Raw genomic sequence first — 18067 nt, forward strand, 5'->3', positions numbered from 1 at the left:
TGACCTCAAGGGCTAGAGCGAAACCGGCAAGAGAGCGACGCATGATCCAGCCCCTTCTCATCACCGACCCCGCCGATTCGCGGATCGAGCCGTTTCGCTGTATTCGCGACCGCGACCTCGTCGGGCGCGGCGGGTTCATCGCGGAAGGGGCGGTGGTGCTCGACCTCCTGCTCAAGGCCGAGCGGTTCCGGCCGACGGCGCTCCTGATCCTGCGCAACCGGCTGGCGGGTCTGGAGATGCGTATCGCCGACCTACCGGACGACGTGCCGCTCTACGTCGCGGAACAGGCAGTGTTCGATGCGGTCGCCGGCTTTCCCGTGCATCGCGGCATCCTCGCCCACGGCGAGACGGTGCCGATGCCGGCCGACGATCTCGACCGGCATCTCGCCGCGATCGCGCGGGAGGGCGGGCAGGTGGTCGTGGCCTGCGGCATCGCCAATCACGACAATATGGGGGCGATCTTCCGCAACGCCGCCGCCTTCGGGGCCGGCGCGGTGCTGCTCGACGGGCAGGCCTGCGATCCGCTCTATCGCAAAGCGATCCGCGTCTCGGTGGGGACGGTGCTGACGGTGCCGTTCTGGCGCGCGGGCGAGCCGGGTGCCATCCGCGAGCGGCTGAGCGCGGCCGGGTTCGAGTGCCTGGCGCTGTCGCCGGCCGGCGAGCGGCGGCTCGACGAGATCCGCGAGCCCCGGCCGCGGGCGCTCTTTCTCGGCACGGAAGGGGAGGGGCTTGCCGAGCGCTTCCTTCAGGACTGCCGCAGCCTCAGGATCGCCATGGCGCCGGGGCTCGACAGTCTCAACGTCGCGACCGCGGCCGCGATCGCCCTCCACCATTTCTTTTCGCTGCGACCGGACGCGCCGGCTCGCTGACCGCCGCTTCGGACGTAGTGGCGCTTTGCAAGGTGGGTGTCATGCTCGTCTCGTCCGGCGCCGCCAGCGCGAGGGTTGGCTCGCCGGCCGACATGTCCTCGCCGGCCATCAGGCGCTTCACCCGGTCGGCAAGCGTCGGTGCTGCGCTCGTCTGCGCCGGGCCGCTTTCGGAGATGATGCGGGCGACAGGCGACTGCGGCCCGTCCGTCTCGACCTGCTTGTGGATGACGCGCGCGGCGATGTCGCTGATGCGCTCACGGATCTCGGCGTTCTCCTCGCGCGAGGCCGGACGGCGCTCGCCGGTGCGCGAGGCGATGGCGGCACGCAGGCGATGGCTGCCCGACACGGTCTCGGGTCTGCCTGTCGTGGGAAGAGACGCCGCAGCGAGGAGCGGCGCGACGGGCGCTTCCACCTGGGCTGGAACGGGGGCAGGCGCCGGCGCATCGGCCTTCGAGCGGGTCGTGCCGGCGCGCATCGCGTCGGTGAGTTGCAGGATGCGCGTCTCGGCGGCGGCGAGGGCGAGGCGGCGGTCGTCGGCGGCCTCGCGCATCTCCTGATACTTGCTGGCCAGTCCTTCCAACTCCTCGCCGCGCAGCTGCAGCTTGTGGCGCAGTTCCTGGCGCGTCTCGTGCAACTCGTCGCGCTCGCCGGTCAGCGCCTCCAGTTTTTCCTCGAGACGGCGCAAGGCGCCGGCCCCGGCGGCGAGCTCGTTCTGGAGTTCGGCCTGGCGGATCCGCAGTTCGCCGTTCTCGACGACGATGCGGCCGGCCTCGGCGCGCTCGCGGGCGCCGGCCTCGCGTGCCTCGCGCGCCTGGATCTCGATGCGGCGGATGTCGAAGGCCGAGGCAGCGCGCACGGCATCGACCTCGGCGCGGATCTCGTTGACGCTCGTCGGGATCGTCGCCTCGAAGTCGCGGCGGGCCAGACGCTGCGCCTTGCGCCAGACGAGCGGCACGAGGAGGAGGGCCACGAGGCTCGCAATGAGGGCGCCGAGGACGAAGACGAGGCCGGTCGCAAGCATGGCAATCCCAAGGTTTGATCGAGGGCCCCGATCGCGCGCCGCCCCGGTCCCCGCGGGTCTTGTCGCACCCGCCACGCCTGTGGAGATCGCTGCCCGTTCCCGACACTTAGGGCAGTCTCTCGCGATCTGCCTAGAGCGGCGTTCGACGATTCGCGAAAAGACACCGGGACGGGGCCGTGTGTGCGGCAAGCCGTCGGATGGCCGGCGCCGACGTCCGGCCGCTCGCGCGCCGCGACCGGACGGACGTCGTGCGAGGGCGCGAGGTCGGGCGTTTGTCGTTCTGGATCAGAAGGGGTTCCAGGTCGCCGACGGGGTCAGCTTGAGGTAGCCGACATTGACGCCGAGACGCGCGCCGAGGCCGGTCTTGATCGGCACGAGCGTGATGGAGTCGCGCTGCAGGAAGGTCATGCCGAGGCCGCCGACGAGGTAGGCGCTGCCTGTGACGCCGATATAGCGACCGTAGACGCCCTCGACCGAGGGCAGGTTGTAGACGAGCATCATGGTGCGGGCGCCGTCGCCGCCGGCATCGAAGCCGATCGAGGGGCCCTGCCAGTAGATCCGGTGCTCGCCGGCATTCTTGGTGAACAGCGTGCCCTCGCCGAAGCGCAGGCCGCCGATGAAGGCGCCCGAGCCCTCTTCGCCGAGAATGTAGCCGTTCGGCAGGCCCTTCTGCTGGAAGGCCTTCTCGATCACCGTGGCGAGGCCTCCGGCGGTGGAGCCGAAGAAGCGGTGCCCCTCGGTGACGATCTCGTCCATCGTATAGCCGCTGGCCTGCTCCTGCGCGCTGGCGGGCGGTGGCGGAGCGACGGCGAGCAGCGCCGTTGCAGCCAGCAGGGCGAGCGACAGAGAACGGATCTGACGGGCGATGCGGTTCATCGGACGGCTCCTCGAAAGCGTGAGACGGCAATCGGATCCGTCACGGCGCCGGTGCGCCGCGTCGATCCGCGTCGATCCCCAGATTGCGCTCGCCATGGTTGCCAGAGTGTAAACGAGGGCATCGAAAGCGACGGTCGGGCCCTGAGCGGATCTGGGTCCACGCGCCACAGGGGGAGGCGAACCGTGGCGCGCACGCGCCACCTGGGGGGCGAAATTGCGGCGACGCCGCCGCGACTCTCGCCGCGATTCGCACGCCGTGTTACGGCGCTCGAAGAGTTCACGCAATTTTAAGCAATTCAACGGCCATGAACGGATCGACGATGACCAACCTGCCCGATATGTCCGCGCCGGATCTGGCGGCACTTCTCGCCAGCCGACTGTGCCACGACATCATCTCGCCGGTCGGCGCGGTGCAGGCGGGTCTCGAGCTCCTTGACGAAATGCCGAACGACCCCGAGGCGATGGCGCTGGTGCGCCGTTCCACGCACAGCGCCGTGACCAAGCTGCAGTTCGCCCGCGTCGCCTACGGCTCGTCGGGCTCGACGGTCGCGCAAATCGACATGGGCGACGCCAAGTCGGTGGCCGAGGGGTTGATGTCCTTCGAGAAGGCCGATCTCGCCTGGACCGGCGAGCGCGCCTACGTGCCTAAGAACATCGCCAAGCTGGTGCTGAACCTGGTGCTCGTCGCCAACGCCTCGGTGCCGCGCGGCCGCGAGGTCGAGGTGCAGATCGAGAAGCTGGAGCCGGCGGCCGAGATCACGATCACCGCCCGCGGCAAGCCGCTGCGCGTCCCCGCCCTGTTCCGCACGCTGGTGGCCGGCGAGACCCCGGCCGAGCCGATCGACGCCCACGGCATCCAGCAATATTACACGCTGCTGCTGGCGCGCGAATGCGGCCTGACGGTCACGCTCGACATCGTCGAGGAGATGGCGACCTTCACGGTTCGCCCGGCCTGAAGGACACCTCGTCCCGCCCGGTGGCGGGGCGGATGCCGACAGTTGGAGCGATCGGATTGACCGTTCCTTATCCGTTCTTGGCAACGGGTCCGAAAAGGATCTGCGCGTAGGGTTCTGCCGGTACAAGGAACGGCGCCGGGGTGGCGCGACCGGGAGAGCCGACGATGACGCAGTGCCTGGTGATCGACGATTCCAGCGTCGTGGTGAAGGTCGCAGCCCGGATCCTGGGCGGCATCGACATCGAGACGACAGGCGCGGCCTCGCTCGCCGAAGCCGAGATGCTGCTCGCCAAGAGCGGCCTCTGCGAACTCGTGATCCTGTCGGCCGCCCTCGACGGGACGCCGGTGGAAGCGGCCGTGAAGGCGCTTCGCGCCAAGCCCGCCACCGCCAAGGCGGCCATCCTCGTCTCGCTCGTCGACGCCAATCTCGGCGTCATGACCCGCGCCAAGCGGGCCGGGGCCAACGGTTTCATCTTCCGGCCCTTCGATCGCGCTTCGCTTCTCGCCTGGGTCGATCCGTTCGTGAAGGTCGCGGCCTGAGACCGGACACCGAAAAGCCCGCGGTCCTTGAGGGGACGGCGGGCTTTGGGTTCGTCGCGGCTCTACGGGATGCGAAGATCAGGCGGCGCGGGTGTCGGCTTCCGGCTCGCGCAGCACGTAGCCGCGGCCCCAGACCGTTTCGATGTAGTTCTTGCCCTCGGTGGCGGTCGCCAGCTTCTTGCGCAGCTTGCAGATGAAGACGTCGATGATCTTCAGCTCGGGCTCGTCCATGCCGCCGTAGAGGTGGTTGAGGAACATTTCCTTCGTCAGCGTCGTGCCCTTGCGCAGCGAGAGCAGCTCGAGCATGGCGTATTCCTTGCCCGTCAGGTGAACCCGCTGGCCGTTGACCTCGACGGTCTTGGCATCGAGATTGACCGTCAGGTCGCCGGTGTTGATGACCGACTGGGCATGGCCCTTGGAGCGACGCACGATGGCGTGGATCCGGGCGACGAGCTCGTCCTTGTGGAAGGGCTTCGTCATGTAGTCGTCGGCACCGAACCCCAGGCCCCGAACCTTGTCCTCGATGCCGGCCATGCCGGAGAGGATCAGGATCGGCGTCTTCACCTTCGACAGACGCAGCGTCCGCAGGACCTCGTAACCCGACATGTCGGGCAAGTTGAGGTCGAGGAGGATGATGTCGTAGTCGTAGAGCTTGCCGAGATCGACGCCTTCCTCACCCAGATCGGTGGTGTAGACGTTGAAGCTTTCGGACTTGAGCATGAGTTCGATGCTCTGCGCGACGGCGCTGTCATCCTCGATCAAAAGAACGCGCATCACTTAATCCTCTGCATCAGCCCGGCGGGAACACAGTTCCGACTAGGTTGGAGTTCGTATTTGAGCCGGCTTAGAGCTTGGCACTGAATGGTTAACAATGCCTTCAAGTCCGCTCGTTCCATCAACCTAATCTTTTCGGTCTGAGACCGTTCTGCGCGTCACAATCCGCGGCGGGTGACAATCCGCAAACCATGCGCAGGGACCGGAGAGTTCTAATCAAGCAATTTACTCAGCCTTAAATCCTTGGCGCCTATGATTAACGGTGCGCGTAAACAGGTGGTTAAGATCTAGCCTTTGAGGCTTGCCCGAAGCCGCAGACTGCACCGCAGCACGGGGTTTCATGTCCAGAAGCCCTAGGAACAGGAGAGTGGGCTCGATGTCGAAACGTGACAACCTCATGCGTCTGACGCGTTTCAAGGTGGCCGAGAAGCGCCGCCAAGTGGACCAGCTGCAGATGATGCTCGGCGAGTTCGAGCGGATGGCCGGCGAGCTCGACGCCCAGATTGCCAACGAGGAAAAGAAGTCGGGCATCACCGACATCACCCATTTCGCCTACCCGACCTTCGCCAAGGCCGCCCGCACCCGCCGCGACAACCTGATGAATTCGGTGGGCGACCTGCGCATCCAGATGAACGCGGCCCGAATCGCGCTCGAAGAGGCCGAGGCCGAACTGTCCAACGCCGAGAAGCTCGAGCAGCGCGACGGCGACGACCGGCGCTCGGTCGCGGTGGCCTGATCTGGCGGAGCCCGCTAGGGCTCCCGATCGCCTCTCTCTTGAGTTGTGCCGGTGGTTCGGCGGCCCCATGCGTGAAGCATGCCGGGCCGCTTCGTCGTTTCGGCGGTGGATGCCTCAAAGGCGCGTCGCTGACAGCACGGAATGGGGGGAAAGCCTCTTCGGCCGCACCAAACGCCACAAACGAAAAGACCGGCACGAGGCCGGTCCGTTCGATCGTCTGGTCGAGGACCGGCTTCCCCTAGTGGAAGTCGATCTTCTTTCGGTATTCCTGCAGCTGCGTCGTGCGCAGGCCCGCCAGCCCATGGCTGTCGATCGACACCTGCCAGGACAGGAATTCCTCGACCGTCAGGGTATAGCGGGAGCACGCCTCGTCGAGACTCAGCAACCCCCCGCGCACTGCGGCGACGACCTCCGCCTTGCGGCGGATGACCCAGCGCCTCGTGTTCGAGGGCGGGAGATCGGCGATCGTCAGCGGGCTCCCATCGGGGCCGATGACGTATTTGACTCTCGGTCTAACCTGATCGGTCATTGAACTCTCTACAATTACGCAAAGACCTAATCGCCCCCGACCTTAGCCTTCCGCTTCTAAAAATTCCGCTAAGCCTCTCAAAACAATTCGAGAAGAGCTTGAGCCAAATGCGAAGCGACGGGCGTCACAGTTTCAGCGGTTTGTCTTGCCAGAGAGCCGCGGCAGTCGCCTTGATCCCTCGTGCAGTTGGCACGATGGCAGGTCGGGATTAAAAGAAACGACAACGCCGACCGAGATCGGCATCCGAAGAGTGGTTGCCATGCGAAACAGCCTCGATCTGCCGAAGTCGCCGGCGGACACGCGCGTCGTGGTCGCCATGTCCGGCGGCGTCGATTCCTCCGTCACGGCCGCGATTCTGAAGGCCGAGGGCTACGATGTCGTCGGAATCACCCTGCAGCTCTACGACGGCGGCGCAACGCCCAAGCGCGCCGGCGCCTGCTGCGCCGGCCAGGACATCGCCGACGCCCGCCGCACGGCCGAGATCCTCGCCGTCCCGCATTACGTCCTCGACTACGAGCAGCGCTTCCGCGAATCGGTGATCGATCCGTTCGCGGCGAGCTATCTGGCGGGCGAGACGCCGATTCCCTGCGTCGCCTGCAACCAGACGGTGAAGTTTCGCGATCTGCTGGCCACCGCGCAGGACCTCGGCGCCGATGCGCTCGCCACCGGCCACTACATCGAATCGCGAGCGAACGGCGACCATCGCTCGCTCTACCGCCCCGCCGATCTCGACCGCGACCAGAGCTACTTCCTCTATGCGACGACGCAGGCGCAGATCGACTACCTGCGCTTTCCCTTGGGCGGCCTCACCAAGCCCGAGACGCGCGCCATCGCCGAACGCCATGGGCTCGGCGTCGCCTCCAAGCCCGACAGCCAGGACATCTGCTTCGTCTCGAAGGGTCGCTACAGCGACGTGATCACCAAGCTGCGGCCCGATGCCGGCGCGCCCGGCGATCTCGTCCATGTCGATGGCCGCGTGCTCGGCCGGCACGAGGGGATCCTGCATTTCACGGTGGGCCAGCGCCGGGGTCTCGGCGTTTCCTCCGGCGAGCCGCTCTACGTCGTCGCCATCGATGCGCGGGCGGCGCGGGTGACGGTCGGCCCGCGCGAGGCGCTGCAGACGCGTCGTCTCGCGCTGCGCTCGATCAACTGGCTGGGCGAGGGCACGGCGATCGACGCCGCGCTCGCCGGCAGGCCGGTCTTCGTCAAGATCCGCTCGACCCGCCCGCCCGCGCCCGCGCGGCTGGTGGAGGACGGCGGCGAGGTGATGGTGGAACTCGGCGCCGGCGAAGAGGGTGTCTCGCCGGGACAGGCCTGCGTCTTCTACGCCGGGGAGGGCGCCGGTGTTCAGGTGCTCGGCGGCGGCATCATCGCGCGCACCGAGCCGGTGCGGGTGGAGGCACCGGCCACGATGGCGGGAGCGGAGGCGACGCTCGTCGCCTGAGGCGTCAGTCGCCGCGGCGCGGCGAGGCGGCCGCGAGGATCCGCACGGTCTCTACGGCTTCGCTCGCGCCGGTGCGCGGCGTCTCGCGGGTTTCCACGCAGTGGATGAAATGGCGCAGCTCGCGGTCGAGCGGCAGGCCCGGCACCGTCTCCAGATGCTCGGCGTCGCCGTTGCGGAACGTGAAGCCGTTTTCGGTGCGCCGCACCTGATGGGCATAGAGCGCCAGCTTCTGACCCTCGGGCGCCAGGTCGTCGAAGGTGATCATGCCCTCGGTACCGACCACCGAGAACCGCCGGTCGCGATAGGGCGACACGCGCGAGACGTGGATCTCGGCGGTGAGGCCGCCGGCAAACGTCATGGCGATATCGGCGACGTCGGTCTCGTCGCTGAGCACCGTGCGGCGCAGCGTCTCGATGCGCTCCGGCGCCGAGCCGGCCATGTGGAGCACCAGCGAGAGATCGTGCGGCGCGAGATCCCAGACGACGTCCATGCCCAGGAAACGCCCGAGCCCGAGCCGGGTCGAGACGATGTGGCGGACCTCGCCGATCCGCCCCTCGCGGACCACCGCGTCGAGCCGCTCGAAGACGGGATGGAAGCGCAGGACATGCCCGACCATCAGCAGCCGGCCATGCTCGCTCGCGGCGCGCGCCGTCTCAGTGGCGTCCACGGGGTCGAGCCCGATCGGCTTCTCGATGAGCACGTCCTTGCCGGCGGCGAAGGCGCGGCGCGCGGTCGGCCCATGCAGGCGCGGCGGCATGGCCAGCACGAGCGCGTCGATGGTGCGATCCTCGATCAGCTGGTCGAGCGGCAGCGCGGGCACCTCGTAGCGCGCGGAAAGATCGGCGGCGCGCGTGGGATCGGCGTCGGAAATCGCGGCGAGGGCGCCGATCTCGTGCAGGGTGCGCACGTGATTCTGGCCCCACTGGCCGCAGCCGACCACCGCCAAACGCTTCGTCATTCCGGATCCTCGCGATCGCACCTGTCTGCGGGCGTGCCTATCGCCCGAAGCGCAATGCCGCAAGCTGGCTGCGCGAAGCGGCAAGGTGAATGCCGAGCGTGATGTTGATGAGAGGGGGGGTGGCGATGGGTGGACTTGAACCACCGACCTCCGGGTTATGAAGACGATTGGCAATCCAGCTTTTAAAAGGGTTTGAGCCCTCATGTTGCGAACATGTTGCGTTTTTTGTGCGTCGATGGCCTGTGCGTTCTCTGTCGTTCTATATCCGTATCGTACGAATTGTGTGACGCAACCGAGCTTTTAGGTACGCCGGTTCCCAGCTGCCACACCTTGTCCCTCGTTGTGTCCTGTACGCGCAAAAGCCTTGCTGTTCCTGCATCCACGGATATGTTCAGAGACAAATATCCTGGACTGGAGAATCGTATGGCCGAACGCAAATCAGCCTTGAAGAGAGCGCCTGCGCGCCCCGAGCTGGAAGCGAAGCTGGCAAATGCGCGTACCGTAGTTTTGACCGAAGAGCAGCTACGGGAGCAGCGCGCAAGTTTCGTTTACGGGAACGCTCCTAAGGGATCGCGGATCACCCGGGAGTCAGCCCAGCGTGCGACTACTCATGTTAGAATTGGCGTCCAAGAGCCTGTGTAGCTTGATATGATCGTTCTTGAGGATGAGGACCCGGAGCTTTATGACCGTGTACAGGAGCAAAATCTAGGCCGACAGTATAGTCTAATGCTGAATTGCATTGAGATTGGTCTCAAGCAAGGTCCTAGATCATTTGACAGGTCTTTGCTCTGGTCCTTAAACCATGTCGCAGTGGCAAATATATCGGCTTTTGGTGGGAGATTTCGCCAAGAGCCGATATATGTAGGCGATCACAAGCCACCCCATTTCAATGAGGTGGGTGATTGGATGGATCGGTTTATTTCGACGGTTCAAGAAAATTGGTACATTTGGACGCCCACTGAGTTGGCTGCATACGGATTGTGGCGCCTCAATTGGATCCATCCATTTGTTGAGGGAAACGGCCGGACTGCAAGAGCTGTCTGCTACTTCTTGCTATGTGTTCGAAGTGGAGCCTTGCAGCCCGGGAAGCGCATACTCCCTGAGCGTATTCGCGACGCTCGAGATGGCTATGAGCAAGCCTTAATCGCTGCTGATACCGCTTGGGATGCCGGGCATCTCGACTTTACAGATATGGAAGACTATCTCGCGGTCTTGGTCCAAGCGCAGATCGACGATGAAGGCCTCCCATACGAGGGTGGCGCCGTAGACCAGCCGAGCGAAAATAATCAGCCTAGCTGAAAATATGCGTTCAGACGTTCACCCAAGGAGTGCCGCTTCAGCGGCAGCCATTTCGTCGGCTTCGTCGGCCTTCGGGAATAGGTGCGAGTAGCGGTCCATCGTCAGGGCGATCGTCGAATGGCCCATGCGGTCCTGTACCGTCTTCGGGGGCAGGGCAAGGCCGCCGTCTTCGCGGCGGTTGACGCACCATGACGCGAACCAATGGCGCAGGGCGTGCATGCCGGAATATTTCGGGGCGAGGACCTGGTGCCCGTCCGCGTCCACCTGGTCCGTCTCGACCGTGACGCCGGCAGCGATCCAAGCCGGATGCAGGCCGCGCCGCACGATGTTGTTGAGCTGCTCGACCTTGCCGGCGCCGTTTGGGAACGCGAGATCGAGGACGAGGACCGGATTGCCGTCCGCGTCCCGCTTGCCTGTCCAGCGGCGAGGGCAGGCGAGCTTCCATTCTCGAAGCGTGTTGATGACGATCGGCGGCGCCGGCACGGTGCGCTCGCCCGACGAGGATTTGGGCGACCCAATTTCGTTGTAGCGATCGGCGCGCTGATGCACCCGGATCTCGCGGCGATCGAGATCCACGTCAGACCACCGCAGGCCGCGCAGCTCGGACGCGCGCAGGCCGGTGAAGATTGCCGTGAGAATCAGCGGACGCCATCGGCCTTCGACGGCGCCGACAAGCGCTTTGATCTCTTCGCGGGTCGGAATGTCGACGCCGATCTTCAGCTTGCCCCGGTGACGCTTCTCTTGGCGCCGATCGCTGCCGCCGCGTCGGCCGCGCACGTCGCGAATGACATTCCTGTTCGTCAGGCCCCGTTCCTGCGCGTCGGCGATCAACGTGCCGAGGGAGACGAGTATCTTCCGCACCATGGCAGGGGAGCGCCCGGCCGTCCGAAGCTGGTCCTCGAAAGCGCGGACGGCGGGGATCGTCAAAGCCGAGATCTTCGCCTCGCCGAGGTAGGGCACGATATGCAATCGGAGATGGCCTTCGTAGCTGGCCGCCGTCGTCCGCTCCAGCCCGGCCGCATCGACGCTTGCCAGCCAGAGCTTGCCGGCGGCGGCAACCGTGACGCTGGCGCTATCGGCGACGTGCGTTCCGGCGCGGATCTCGACCAGGGCGGTAGCGGCGAAGGCGTCGGCCTGTTTCTTGAGCTTGAAGGTCTTGAGCCGGCGCTTACCCGTGGCGTCGGTGTAGTCGACGACCCATGCGGTTTTCGCTTCGCCGCCGGGCGTGGTCCAAGCCCGCTTGCGGACAGACATTTCACTACTTTCCGTTTTTGTCTCTAATATTTCTAAGAGCGGCAATGGCTAGGTTTAGCTCTTCGGAGTATCGAATTACCGCTTCGGTAATTTCGTCCTCGTCCATGGCTCGATATGACTGTTCTCTATACCAGCCTGAAGGGCGATGGGTACTCTGAACACCTTTATCAAAATCGAAATAGGTTTGGACGAATTCGTAAGTTTCTTCCAAACGTTTCACAATTTCGGCGTTCATCGAGCGCTTATTCTCTGCTGCTGAACGCTTGAGCTTCTCGCGCATCCCCGGCGGGAGCCTGATTTGGAACTGTTCAAAATCAGCAGCCTTTGGCGGCATCGACCCGACCCTCGTTTTTCATAGCACTATGGGGTAGATCCGTTGACGCCAATCCTCCCACTCTGCTACCCATATCATTGTGGGGTTAACAGGAGATGGAAAGTGCATACTCAAGGGAGTGCAGGGGAAACCCTCAACCTGATCTGGGGCGCCAAGGCGATCTCCAAATTTATCGGGCGTACGGAGCGTGCGACGTTCGGCATGCTCGAAAGCGGCGAGCTGCCGGCCAAAAAGGTGAGCGGGAAGTGGGTGGCCGAGCGTTCGAAGCTCACCAACTTCTTCGTGGAGTTCGCGTCTTGATCCGCGTCATCGACGAAACTGGCCCGGCAGAGGCTGCCACCTCTCCGGGCCGTGGTTCCAACAATTCCTGCAAGGAAAGCGCTGTGAACAGTCAGCTTCATAACACCGCGTCCAGCGGGGCGGCAAGGGCGCCGTTCGACTACCGCCAGTTCTATGAGGCGATCGAAGAGCCGATCCACTCTGCGGCAGGGCGATCTCACGTTCTCTGCATGCTCGCGGATACTACGTTCGCCATGGCTGCCGAGGGCGGGGTCACCAAGGTCTTCGAGGACCAGGCGCGCACCATCGTCTTCATGATCGAAGAAGTTCACCGCGCCGTCAAAGCCCTCGACGAGATCTATCGAGAGACCTGGCCGGCGGAGGTTGTCAGTGAGACCGAGCGGAGGGGCAAGCTGATCCAGGATCGGACACGCGATGACGAAGAGCTTGCGCTGCTGCTCACCCGTCACCGTGCCGCCGCGATCGCGTTTAGGTCGGTCCTTGACGCGGCGGCTAGCGCTAACCGCTCCTCGGCAACTCAAACCGCTGGTGAGAAGGAGGCTCGGGCACTGTTGGATCACGCGTCCCGCGACCTCTTGTCGTGGCGCCCGCGCACGCTCGAAGGCAATGCAATCCGCATCAAGTACCTGACTGACGACGAGCGTGGTCTCTGGCGCGATGTGCAGCCGGAAGAGGGCGAGCTGTGGTTGCTCTTCAGTTCGATGATGGAAAAGGACGCTTGAGCGCGCTGGCGACATTCGATTTCGAATTCGAGAGCCAGCCTATTAGGTTCTTGACGGTGGATGGCCGCGAAGCTGTCATCGGAAAAGATATGGCTTTGGCTATCGGGGTCGCACGTTACCGCGATGTGTTCGGTCGCATTCCAGCCGATGAAAAGGGGGCGGTTAGTATCCGCACCCTTGGCGGGCCGCAAAAGATGGTCGTGCTGTATGAGCCGGGCATGTATCGCTTGATTTTCGAAAGCCGCAAGCAGGCGGCCGAGCGGTTCAAGTCCTGGGTGTTCGGGACGGTGCTGCCGGAGATCCGGCGCACCGGCCGCTTCGGCGGCGCGACGGCGAAACCCGAACTAGATAGCGTCCTCGCGCTTGCTCGATCCTGCGAGCTGGTCCGTCGCATCCACGGTCGTCCAGCCGCACAGCGCCTTTGGTCTGAAATGGGCGGCATGCCCTTGCCCGTCGACGAAGAGCGAGCCGCGAGACGTTCACCCCCGGCAGGCGAGGCGCCGCGATCGACCGCATCGCCGCCAAGCGCACGAAACATGCGGCAGCTCAAGGATGTTCGTCGGTTCCTGCGCTGCTGCTGCCGGCAAGTTCGCGGCGGCAAAGTGGGGGCTCGCACGCTGTATGCCGCCTATGCGGCTTGGGCGCCGATCGTGAACGCGGAACGGCTGACGCAAACCATGTTCGGTCTCCTCATGCGGCAGACGGAGATTGAGCGCGAGGACGGCCGCCGGCGGCACTATTTGGGGCTCAAGCTGACCGACATCGCCACGCATAGGATGCGCCACACGTGACGAGGTCACCGCAACCATGTCTTCGCCCGCGTGCCATGCCGCGCGAGCGCCATTATTTGGCCGCCGTCAGCCTCCCCCGCACCCCCACCGTGCGGCGGCGGCGCTTCGCCGTTTTTTGGGAGATGGCGAACGGACCATAAGCGCGCAAAATCAGTAAAGGAGCCTTGTTTTACCGCAAGTTTGCGGCCGAAATCACCCTATTCAGGGAACGGGAAAGCTGTGTCTAGTGTGCGGTTGCGATAGTTTGCGAGGGTTTGCGATACCTTGCGAGGGGCGCCGGGGAGCCGCGAAGCCCTGTGACGCAAGGGGTTTGCGATAGGTGCGAGGCTTCCTCACGTGGGCGCGCGTAAGACCATTTCACCGAGTAAGATTGGTTATATGCCTATAGAAACTGGAAAAACTATCGCGAGACTTTCGAAGTCGTTGAAAAAATTAGTGAAATTTCGGATTTTCCACCCTCGCTAACTACTGATCTACCCTCGCAAACCCTCGTAAAGTCTGACCTAGGAAATTTATTTGTGGGCAGATGCAAAAGAACGATCCTCTTGGCTCCCCTCAGACTGCAAAATATAGCTGTTACGCCTATTCAAACTCCAATCAGTACAGTTACTTCGGTTTGCATTTCAGGAAAGACTTCGACCAAGTAGGGCCTTCACTTGAGGGCCGGACGTGTCGAACTGGATTGGCGGATTTATCGGGTCGCTTCTGCGCCGCGACGTTGCGGGCGTCGTCAGCCTTTCCGACGCCCGGTTGGTCGAGATCTTCGGCGCAACGCCCGCCGCCGCCGGCATCGCCGTTACCCCGGCCTCGGCCATGCGGTCGACGCCCGTCCGGTGCGCAGTCCAGACGATCGCCGAGGCGATCGGTCAGCTTCCCATTCACGTCGTCGAGCGCGGCGAGAACGGCTCGAAGTCGCGGGCGACGGATCATCCGGCTTATGCGCTGGTCCACGACCAGGCGAACGATTGGACCTCGGCCTCCGACCTTCTCGAACAGGTCACAAGGGACGCCCTCCTTCATGGCAACGGCTATGCCTTCATCAACCGGCAGAACGGCCAGCCGCGCGAACTGATCCGCCTCGATCCACCGTCCCTCACGGTCGAGCGGGACCGCCACACGGGCGAACCGCTTTACTCGATCACGGAACAGGGTGGCCGCCGCTACCTCGATCGGCGCGACCTGATCCACATCAAGGCGCCATCGATGGACGGGCTTTCCGGCGCCAGCCCGATCACGCAAGGCCGCGAGGCCATCGCGCTTGCCCTCGTCATGGAAGAGCATGCGGCCAAGCTCTTCGCGAACGGCGCTCGCCCGTCCGGCATCCTGAAGTTCCCGAACAAGCTGGGTGCCGAGACCGCGCCCCGCATCAAGGCGTCATGGAACGCTAGCCATGCCGGCGGCGCGAAGTCGGGTGGCACGGCCGTTCTGGAGGAAGGCGGCGACTTCCAAGCCCTGACCTTCTCGTCGGTCGACGCGCAGTTCTTAGAGCTGTGGCAGCACGTCATCACCGAGATTGCCCGGATCTTCCGCGTCCCCCCGCACATGCTCTTCGAGCTGGGGCGGGCGACCTGGGGCAACGCCGAAGAGATGGGCGCGAGCTTCGTCCGCTTCGGCCTGATGCGCTGGGTGAAGGCTTGGCAGGGCGAGCTGCGCCTCAAGCTCTTCACCGCCGAGGAACGCTCCCGGTTCACCGCCGAGTTCGTCCTCGACGATCTCCTTCGCGCCGATACGACGACGCGCTTCGAGGCCTACTCGAAGGCGATCACGGCTCGCATCCTGAACCCGAACGAGGTCCGCGCCCGCGAGAACCTGCCGCCCTACGCGGGCGGTGACGAGTTCGCCAATCCACACACGACGAGCGGCAGCGCCGGGGGCGAGGCATGACCGACCATATCGACCTGTCGTTCCGGTTCGCCGCGCCCGACGAGAGCGGGATCTTCACCGGCCTTGCTGCCGTCCACACCGAACCGAACTCGCACGGCGAGACGATCCGCTTCGGCGCGTTCAAGCGGACGCTGGCCGAGCACAAGCGCGCCGGCACACGGCCTCTCATGCTGCGCGACCACGATCCCCGCGCGATCGTTGGCGTGTGGGAAACGATCGTCGAGACCGACAAGGGCCTTGCCGTCACCGGCCGCTTCATTCGCGAGACCGCTGGCGGGGCCGAGGCTTACGCCCTCGTAAAGGCCGGCGCCGTCAACGGCCTCTCGATCGGCTTCCGCGCCCGCGCCGATACGCGGGGCCCGAACGGCAGCCGGATCATCACCGATATCGACCTCGTCGAGATCTCGCTCGTCGGCCTGCCCTCGGCGGCACGGGCGCGGATCAAGACCATCCACTCGCAACATGGCCGTCCGTCGAGCGCGGCGGCCTTCATCGAAGCCTGCCGTAAGGCCGCGCGCTCTCTGGAGACACGATCATGAATTCCCTCGCCCTCCTTTCCGCTTCGAGCGCGCTGGCCGGTATGGCGGCGCTCGAAACCCGCTCAGTGCTGCCGCTCGAAACCCGCGACGAGCCGAATGACGATCCGCTGGCGGCCGCCACGGCTGCCGTCGAAGAGCTGCGTTCGGCGAACGAGAACTTCCGCACCGAACAGGCCGCCGCTGCCGATCGTCACCAGACCGAGGTTCGAGGTCTCACCGAGCGCCTGGCCGGGCTGGAAACCCGCCTCAACCGTCCGGGCGGCGGCAATCCGCCTCCGGCTGGTCCGACGATCGAGGTCCGCGCCTTCACCGGCTTCATTCGGCAGGGCCGCGAACTTCTCGGCGCCGACGAGATCCGCGCGCTTCGTACCGACGCGCAGGTTGCCGGCGGTTATCTCGCCCCGGACCAGTTCGAAGCGACGCTTCTGCGCGAGCTGGTCGAGATCTCGCCGCTTCGTCAGGCCGCTCGCGTCACGCCCGTTTCGTCCGGCGCCGTCATCCTGCCGAAGCGCACGGGCCGGATCACCGCCAAGTGGGTCGGCGAGGTCGAGGAGCGTCCCGGTACCGAGCCGACCTATGGTCAAATCGAGATCCCGGTTCACGAGATGGCGTGCTGGGTCGACGTGTCGAACCGTCTTCTCGAAGACGCGGCCATCAACATGGAACAGGAACTGGCGATCGACTTCGCCGAAGAGTTCGGGCGTCTCGAAGGCCTCGCCTTCGTCAGCGGCGACGGGATCAAGAAGCCGGTCGGTATCCTGAATGATCCGAACGTTGCCAGCGTGGCGACGGGATCGGCCACCGCGATCACGCCCGATAGCCTGATCGACCTCATGTACTCGCTTCCGCAGGTCTACCGGAACCGGGGCTCCTTCCTGATGAACAGCCGGACGATCGCGGCTGTCCGCAAGATGAAGGATGCCGGCGGGAACTTCATGTGGGTCGATGGGGTCGGAACGATCGCAGCGCCGCAGCCGGCGACCCTTCTCGGCCGTCCCGTGATCGAGGCCCCGGATCTCGCCGACGTGGGCGCTGGCGCCGTCCCGGTCGCCTATGGCGACTTCGGCTCGGCCTATCGCATCCTCGATCGCGTCGGCCTGACCGTGCTTCGCGACCCCTACACCCAGCAGACCAACGGCCTCGTGCGCTTCCATGCCCGCCGCCGCGTCGGCGCTGGCGTGGTGCGGCCTGAAGCCGTTCGCAAGCTCAAGGTCGCGGCGGCCTAAGCCGCGATCCCCCTTCATCTCTGGAGCACCATCCGATGCGCGAACACGCAAGCAGTATCAAACCCGTCGTGGCCTTGAGCCCGGCGGTTCGGGCCGCCTCGGCGATGGGCGGTTCCATCGATCGTCTCGGCTTCGAGAAGCTGTCGTTCCTCGTGACGACTGGCGACTGGACGAACGGCTCGCATGCCGTCGTCGCTGAAGAGTCAGCCGACAACGCCAACTGGACGGCGGTCCCTGCGGCATCCCTGACGAAGGCTCTGCCGACTGTCGATGCGGCAGGCAAGGGCAACGCGTCGACCCTCGTCGGCTACCTGGGCGATGCCCGCTACGTCCGCGTGAAAGCGAACGTCTCCGGGTCGCCTGCAACCGGCGCCGTCGTCGGCGTCGTGGTCCTCCTCGCTGGCGCTCGCGCCAAGCCCGTCCAGTAGGATCGGAGAGGGCCATGCTCACCATCATCGAGAAGGCGGCAAGCAAGGCCCTCACGACCACTGTGGCCGTGGAGGCCGAGTTGGGGAGCTTCGACGCTAACGAGCGCGGTCTAGTGGAGGAGATGATCCTCCGGGCGTCCGCCACAGTCGAGACGCTATGCGGTCGGACCTTCGCTCTTGAGCGGGTCCGGGAGACCAGCGCCAGCGTCCTTCGGCAGGGTGGAAGCCTCACGCTCTCGCGTTGGCCGATCGCCGAGATCCACAGCGTCACCGCCAACGGCAGTGCGCTCGGCGACGACGCCTATGCGCTGGATCACGGCATCTTGTCGGGCGCCTTTGGACGGGTCGCAGTCGAGTATAGCGCTGGGTACGTGCTGCCCGGCGTCGAGGGTCGCGACCTTCCCTATGATATCGAGCGGGTCGTGATCGAGCTGGTGAAGCTCGATTGGTTGAGCCGTGGCCGTGACGCGTCCATCCGTTCTGAGGACGTGGACGGCGTGTCGAGCATCGCGTTCTTCGGCGCGGGCTCCACGATGAGCGCCGTCACGGCGCCGCTTGCCGCCTACCGCGTCCCGGTGGCGCTGTAGC

The 18067-nt window shown here is 65.0% G+C and carries 21 protein-coding genes; 14 read left to right on the forward strand and 7 right to left on the reverse strand.

What is annotated here, in order from left to right; translation table 11 throughout:
• Window positions 1-41 precede the first annotated feature (41 nt).
• Window positions 42-869, forward strand: a complete 828-nt coding sequence (locus AUL33_RS12040; protein ID WP_062207978.1) for an RNA methyltransferase — start codon at window positions 42-44, stop codon at window positions 867-869.
• Here the strand turns inward: AUL33_RS12040 and AUL33_RS12045 are convergent.
• Together AUL33_RS12045 and AUL33_RS12050 are read right to left on the reverse strand one after the other, a co-directional pair.
• Window positions 796-1890 carry a hypothetical protein gene (locus tag AUL33_RS12045; protein ID WP_062207981.1) on the reverse strand — a complete coding sequence of 365 codons (1095 nt, stop codon included), beginning with the start codon at window positions 1888-1890 and terminating at the stop codon, window positions 796-798. The two genes, AUL33_RS12040 and AUL33_RS12045, sit on opposite strands and share 74 nt — an antisense overlap.
• 285 nt (window positions 1891-2175) lie before the next feature.
• Entirely contained in the window at window positions 2176-2766 is a 591-nt protein-coding gene (locus tag AUL33_RS12050; RefSeq protein WP_062207984.1) for a DUF1134 domain-containing protein, read from the reverse strand.
• Window positions 2767-3086: 320 nt separating this feature from the next.
• On the opposite strand from AUL33_RS12050, the gene chpT reads away from it, so the two are divergent.
• Together chpT and AUL33_RS12060 are read left to right on the forward strand one after the other, a co-directional pair.
• Window positions 3087-3722: a histidine phosphotransferase ChpT gene (chpT, locus tag AUL33_RS12055; RefSeq protein WP_062208321.1), complete on the forward strand. Its 636-nt coding sequence runs from the start codon at window positions 3087-3089 to the stop codon at window positions 3720-3722.
• A gap of 164 nt (window positions 3723-3886) precedes the next feature.
• Complete coding sequence (locus tag AUL33_RS12060; RefSeq protein WP_062207987.1) at window positions 3887-4261, forward strand: response regulator; 375 nt, start codon at window positions 3887-3889, stop codon at window positions 4259-4261.
• A 78-nt stretch (window positions 4262-4339) separates the two neighbouring features.
• Here AUL33_RS12060 and ctrA read toward each other — a convergent pair whose 3' ends face one another.
• Window positions 4340-5035, reverse strand: coding sequence for a response regulator transcription factor CtrA (gene ctrA / locus AUL33_RS12065; protein ID WP_062207990.1), 696 nt, complete (start codon window positions 5033-5035; stop codon window positions 4340-4342).
• A gap of 376 nt (window positions 5036-5411) precedes the next feature.
• Here ctrA and AUL33_RS12070 point away from each other — a divergent pair, with 376 nt between their 5' ends.
• The gene (locus tag AUL33_RS12070; protein ID WP_062207999.1) at window positions 5412-5771 is read left to right on the forward strand and encodes a flagellar FliJ family protein; all 360 of its coding nucleotides are present in this window, start codon (window positions 5412-5414) and stop codon (window positions 5769-5771) included.
• Window positions 5772-6009: 238 nt separating this feature from the next.
• On the opposite strand, the gene AUL33_RS12075 is transcribed toward AUL33_RS12070, so the two are convergent.
• On the reverse strand, window positions 6010-6300 hold the full coding sequence (locus AUL33_RS12075) for a DUF1153 domain-containing protein (RefSeq protein ID WP_062208002.1): 291 nt from the start codon (window positions 6298-6300) through the stop codon (window positions 6010-6012).
• Between the two features lie 259 nt (window positions 6301-6559).
• On the opposite strand from AUL33_RS12075, the gene mnmA reads away from it, so the two are divergent.
• Window positions 6560-7744, forward strand: coding sequence for a tRNA 2-thiouridine(34) synthase MnmA (gene mnmA, locus AUL33_RS12080; RefSeq protein ID WP_062208005.1), 1185 nt, complete (start codon window positions 6560-6562; stop codon window positions 7742-7744).
• Window positions 7745-7748: 4 nt separating this feature from the next.
• On the opposite strand, the gene AUL33_RS12085 is transcribed toward mnmA, so the two are convergent.
• A complete protein-coding gene (locus tag AUL33_RS12085) occupies window positions 7749-8702 on the reverse strand; it encodes a Gfo/Idh/MocA family protein (RefSeq protein ID WP_062208008.1) in 954 nt (317 codons plus the stop codon).
• 726 nt (window positions 8703-9428) lie between these two features.
• Here AUL33_RS12085 and AUL33_RS12090 point away from each other — a divergent pair.
• Window positions 9429-10001, forward strand: a complete 573-nt coding sequence (locus AUL33_RS12090) for a Fic family protein (protein ID WP_244492183.1) — start codon at window positions 9429-9431, stop codon at window positions 9999-10001.
• 18 nt (window positions 10002-10019) lie between these two features.
• On the opposite strand, the gene AUL33_RS12095 is transcribed toward AUL33_RS12090, so the two are convergent.
• Entirely contained in the window at window positions 10020-11255 is a 1236-nt protein-coding gene (locus AUL33_RS12095; protein ID WP_062208016.1) for a site-specific integrase, read from the reverse strand.
• A gap of 4 nt (window positions 11256-11259) precedes the next feature.
• On the reverse strand, window positions 11260-11589 hold the full coding sequence (locus AUL33_RS21625; protein ID WP_082652539.1) for an Arc family DNA-binding protein: 330 nt from the start codon (window positions 11587-11589) through the stop codon (window positions 11260-11262).
• Window positions 11590-11691: 102 nt separating this feature from the next.
• Here AUL33_RS21625 and AUL33_RS12100 point away from each other — a divergent pair, with 102 nt between their 5' ends.
• The 8 genes from AUL33_RS12100 (at window position 11692) to AUL33_RS12135 (ending at window position 18066) form a co-directional block, all read left to right on the forward strand.
• Window positions 11692-11889, forward strand: coding sequence for a hypothetical protein (locus AUL33_RS12100; protein ID WP_062208019.1), 198 nt, complete (start codon window positions 11692-11694; stop codon window positions 11887-11889).
• Window positions 11886-12611: a hypothetical protein gene (locus AUL33_RS12105; RefSeq protein WP_156419385.1), complete on the forward strand. Its 726-nt coding sequence runs from the start codon at window positions 11886-11888 to the stop codon at window positions 12609-12611. Before AUL33_RS12100 ends, AUL33_RS12105 begins: the two co-directional genes overlap by 4 nt.
• Window positions 12608-13402 carry a BRO family protein gene (locus AUL33_RS12110; protein WP_062208026.1) on the forward strand — a complete coding sequence of 265 codons (795 nt, stop codon included), beginning with the start codon at window positions 12608-12610 and terminating at the stop codon, window positions 13400-13402. Before AUL33_RS12105 ends, AUL33_RS12110 begins: the two co-directional genes overlap by 4 nt.
• A 669-nt stretch (window positions 13403-14071) precedes the next feature.
• Window positions 14072-15286 (forward strand): phage portal protein, encoded by a 1215-nt coding sequence (locus AUL33_RS12115; protein ID WP_244492166.1) that lies wholly within the window; start codon window positions 14072-14074, stop codon window positions 15284-15286.
• The gene (locus tag AUL33_RS12120; RefSeq protein WP_062208029.1) at window positions 15283-15825 is read left to right on the forward strand and encodes an HK97 family phage prohead protease; all 543 of its coding nucleotides are present in this window, start codon (window positions 15283-15285) and stop codon (window positions 15823-15825) included. Before AUL33_RS12115 ends, AUL33_RS12120 begins: the two co-directional genes overlap by 4 nt.
• A complete protein-coding gene (locus tag AUL33_RS12125) occupies window positions 15822-17051 on the forward strand; it encodes a phage major capsid protein (RefSeq protein ID WP_244492168.1) in 1230 nt (409 codons plus the stop codon). The genes AUL33_RS12120 and AUL33_RS12125 overlap by 4 nt, the downstream gene beginning before the upstream one ends.
• Window positions 17052-17155: 104 nt before the next feature.
• A complete protein-coding gene (locus tag AUL33_RS12130; RefSeq protein ID WP_156419386.1) occupies window positions 17156-17479 on the forward strand; it encodes a hypothetical protein in 324 nt (107 codons plus the stop codon).
• 14 nt (window positions 17480-17493) lie between these two features.
• Window positions 17494-18066, forward strand: a complete 573-nt coding sequence (locus AUL33_RS12135; RefSeq protein WP_062208037.1) for a hypothetical protein — start codon at window positions 17494-17496, stop codon at window positions 18064-18066.
• The last annotated feature ends 1 nt before the right edge of the window (window position 18067 follow it).

Source organism: Aureimonas sp. AU12, assembly GCF_001463705.1.
Classification (GTDB): Bacteria; Pseudomonadota; Alphaproteobacteria; order Rhizobiales; family Rhizobiaceae; genus Aureimonas.

Coding starts and splice junctions, on each gene's coding strand:
- AUL33_RS12040 (WP_062207978.1), top strand. CDS start 42: ATGATCCAGCCCCTTCTCATCACCGACCCCGCCGATTCGCGGATCGAG.
- AUL33_RS12045 (WP_062207981.1), bottom strand. CDS start 1,890: ATGCTTGCGACCGGCCTCGTCTTCGTCCTCGGCGCCCTCATTGCGAGC.
- AUL33_RS12050 (WP_062207984.1), bottom strand. CDS start 2,766: ATGAACCGCATCGCCCGTCAGATCCGTTCTCTGTCGCTCGCCCTGCTG.
- chpT (WP_062208321.1), top strand. CDS start 3,087: ATGACCAACCTGCCCGATATGTCCGCGCCGGATCTGGCGGCACTTCTC.
- AUL33_RS12060 (WP_062207987.1), top strand. CDS start 3,887: ATGACGCAGTGCCTGGTGATCGACGATTCCAGCGTCGTGGTGAAGGTC.
- ctrA (WP_062207990.1), bottom strand. CDS start 5,035: ATGCGCGTTCTTTTGATCGAGGATGACAGCGCCGTCGCGCAGAGCATC.
- AUL33_RS12070 (WP_062207999.1), top strand. CDS start 5,412: ATGTCGAAACGTGACAACCTCATGCGTCTGACGCGTTTCAAGGTGGCC.
- AUL33_RS12075 (WP_062208002.1), bottom strand. CDS start 6,300: ATGACCGATCAGGTTAGACCGAGAGTCAAATACGTCATCGGCCCCGAT.
- mnmA (WP_062208005.1), top strand. CDS start 6,560: ATGCGAAACAGCCTCGATCTGCCGAAGTCGCCGGCGGACACGCGCGTC.
- AUL33_RS12085 (WP_062208008.1), bottom strand. CDS start 8,702: ATGACGAAGCGTTTGGCGGTGGTCGGCTGCGGCCAGTGGGGCCAGAAT.
- AUL33_RS12090 (WP_244492183.1), top strand. CDS start 9,429: ATGCTGAATTGCATTGAGATTGGTCTCAAGCAAGGTCCTAGATCATTT.
- AUL33_RS12095 (WP_062208016.1), bottom strand. CDS start 11,255: ATGTCTGTCCGCAAGCGGGCTTGGACCACGCCCGGCGGCGAAGCGAAA.
- AUL33_RS21625 (WP_082652539.1), bottom strand. CDS start 11,589: ATGCCGCCAAAGGCTGCTGATTTTGAACAGTTCCAAATCAGGCTCCCG.
- AUL33_RS12120 (WP_062208029.1), top strand. CDS start 15,283: ATGACCGACCATATCGACCTGTCGTTCCGGTTCGCCGCGCCCGACGAG.
- AUL33_RS12125 (WP_244492168.1), top strand. CDS start 15,822: ATGAATTCCCTCGCCCTCCTTTCCGCTTCGAGCGCGCTGGCCGGTATG.
- AUL33_RS12130 (WP_156419386.1), top strand. CDS start 17,156: ATGGGCGGTTCCATCGATCGTCTCGGCTTCGAGAAGCTGTCGTTCCTC.
- AUL33_RS12135 (WP_062208037.1), top strand. CDS start 17,494: ATGCTCACCATCATCGAGAAGGCGGCAAGCAAGGCCCTCACGACCACT.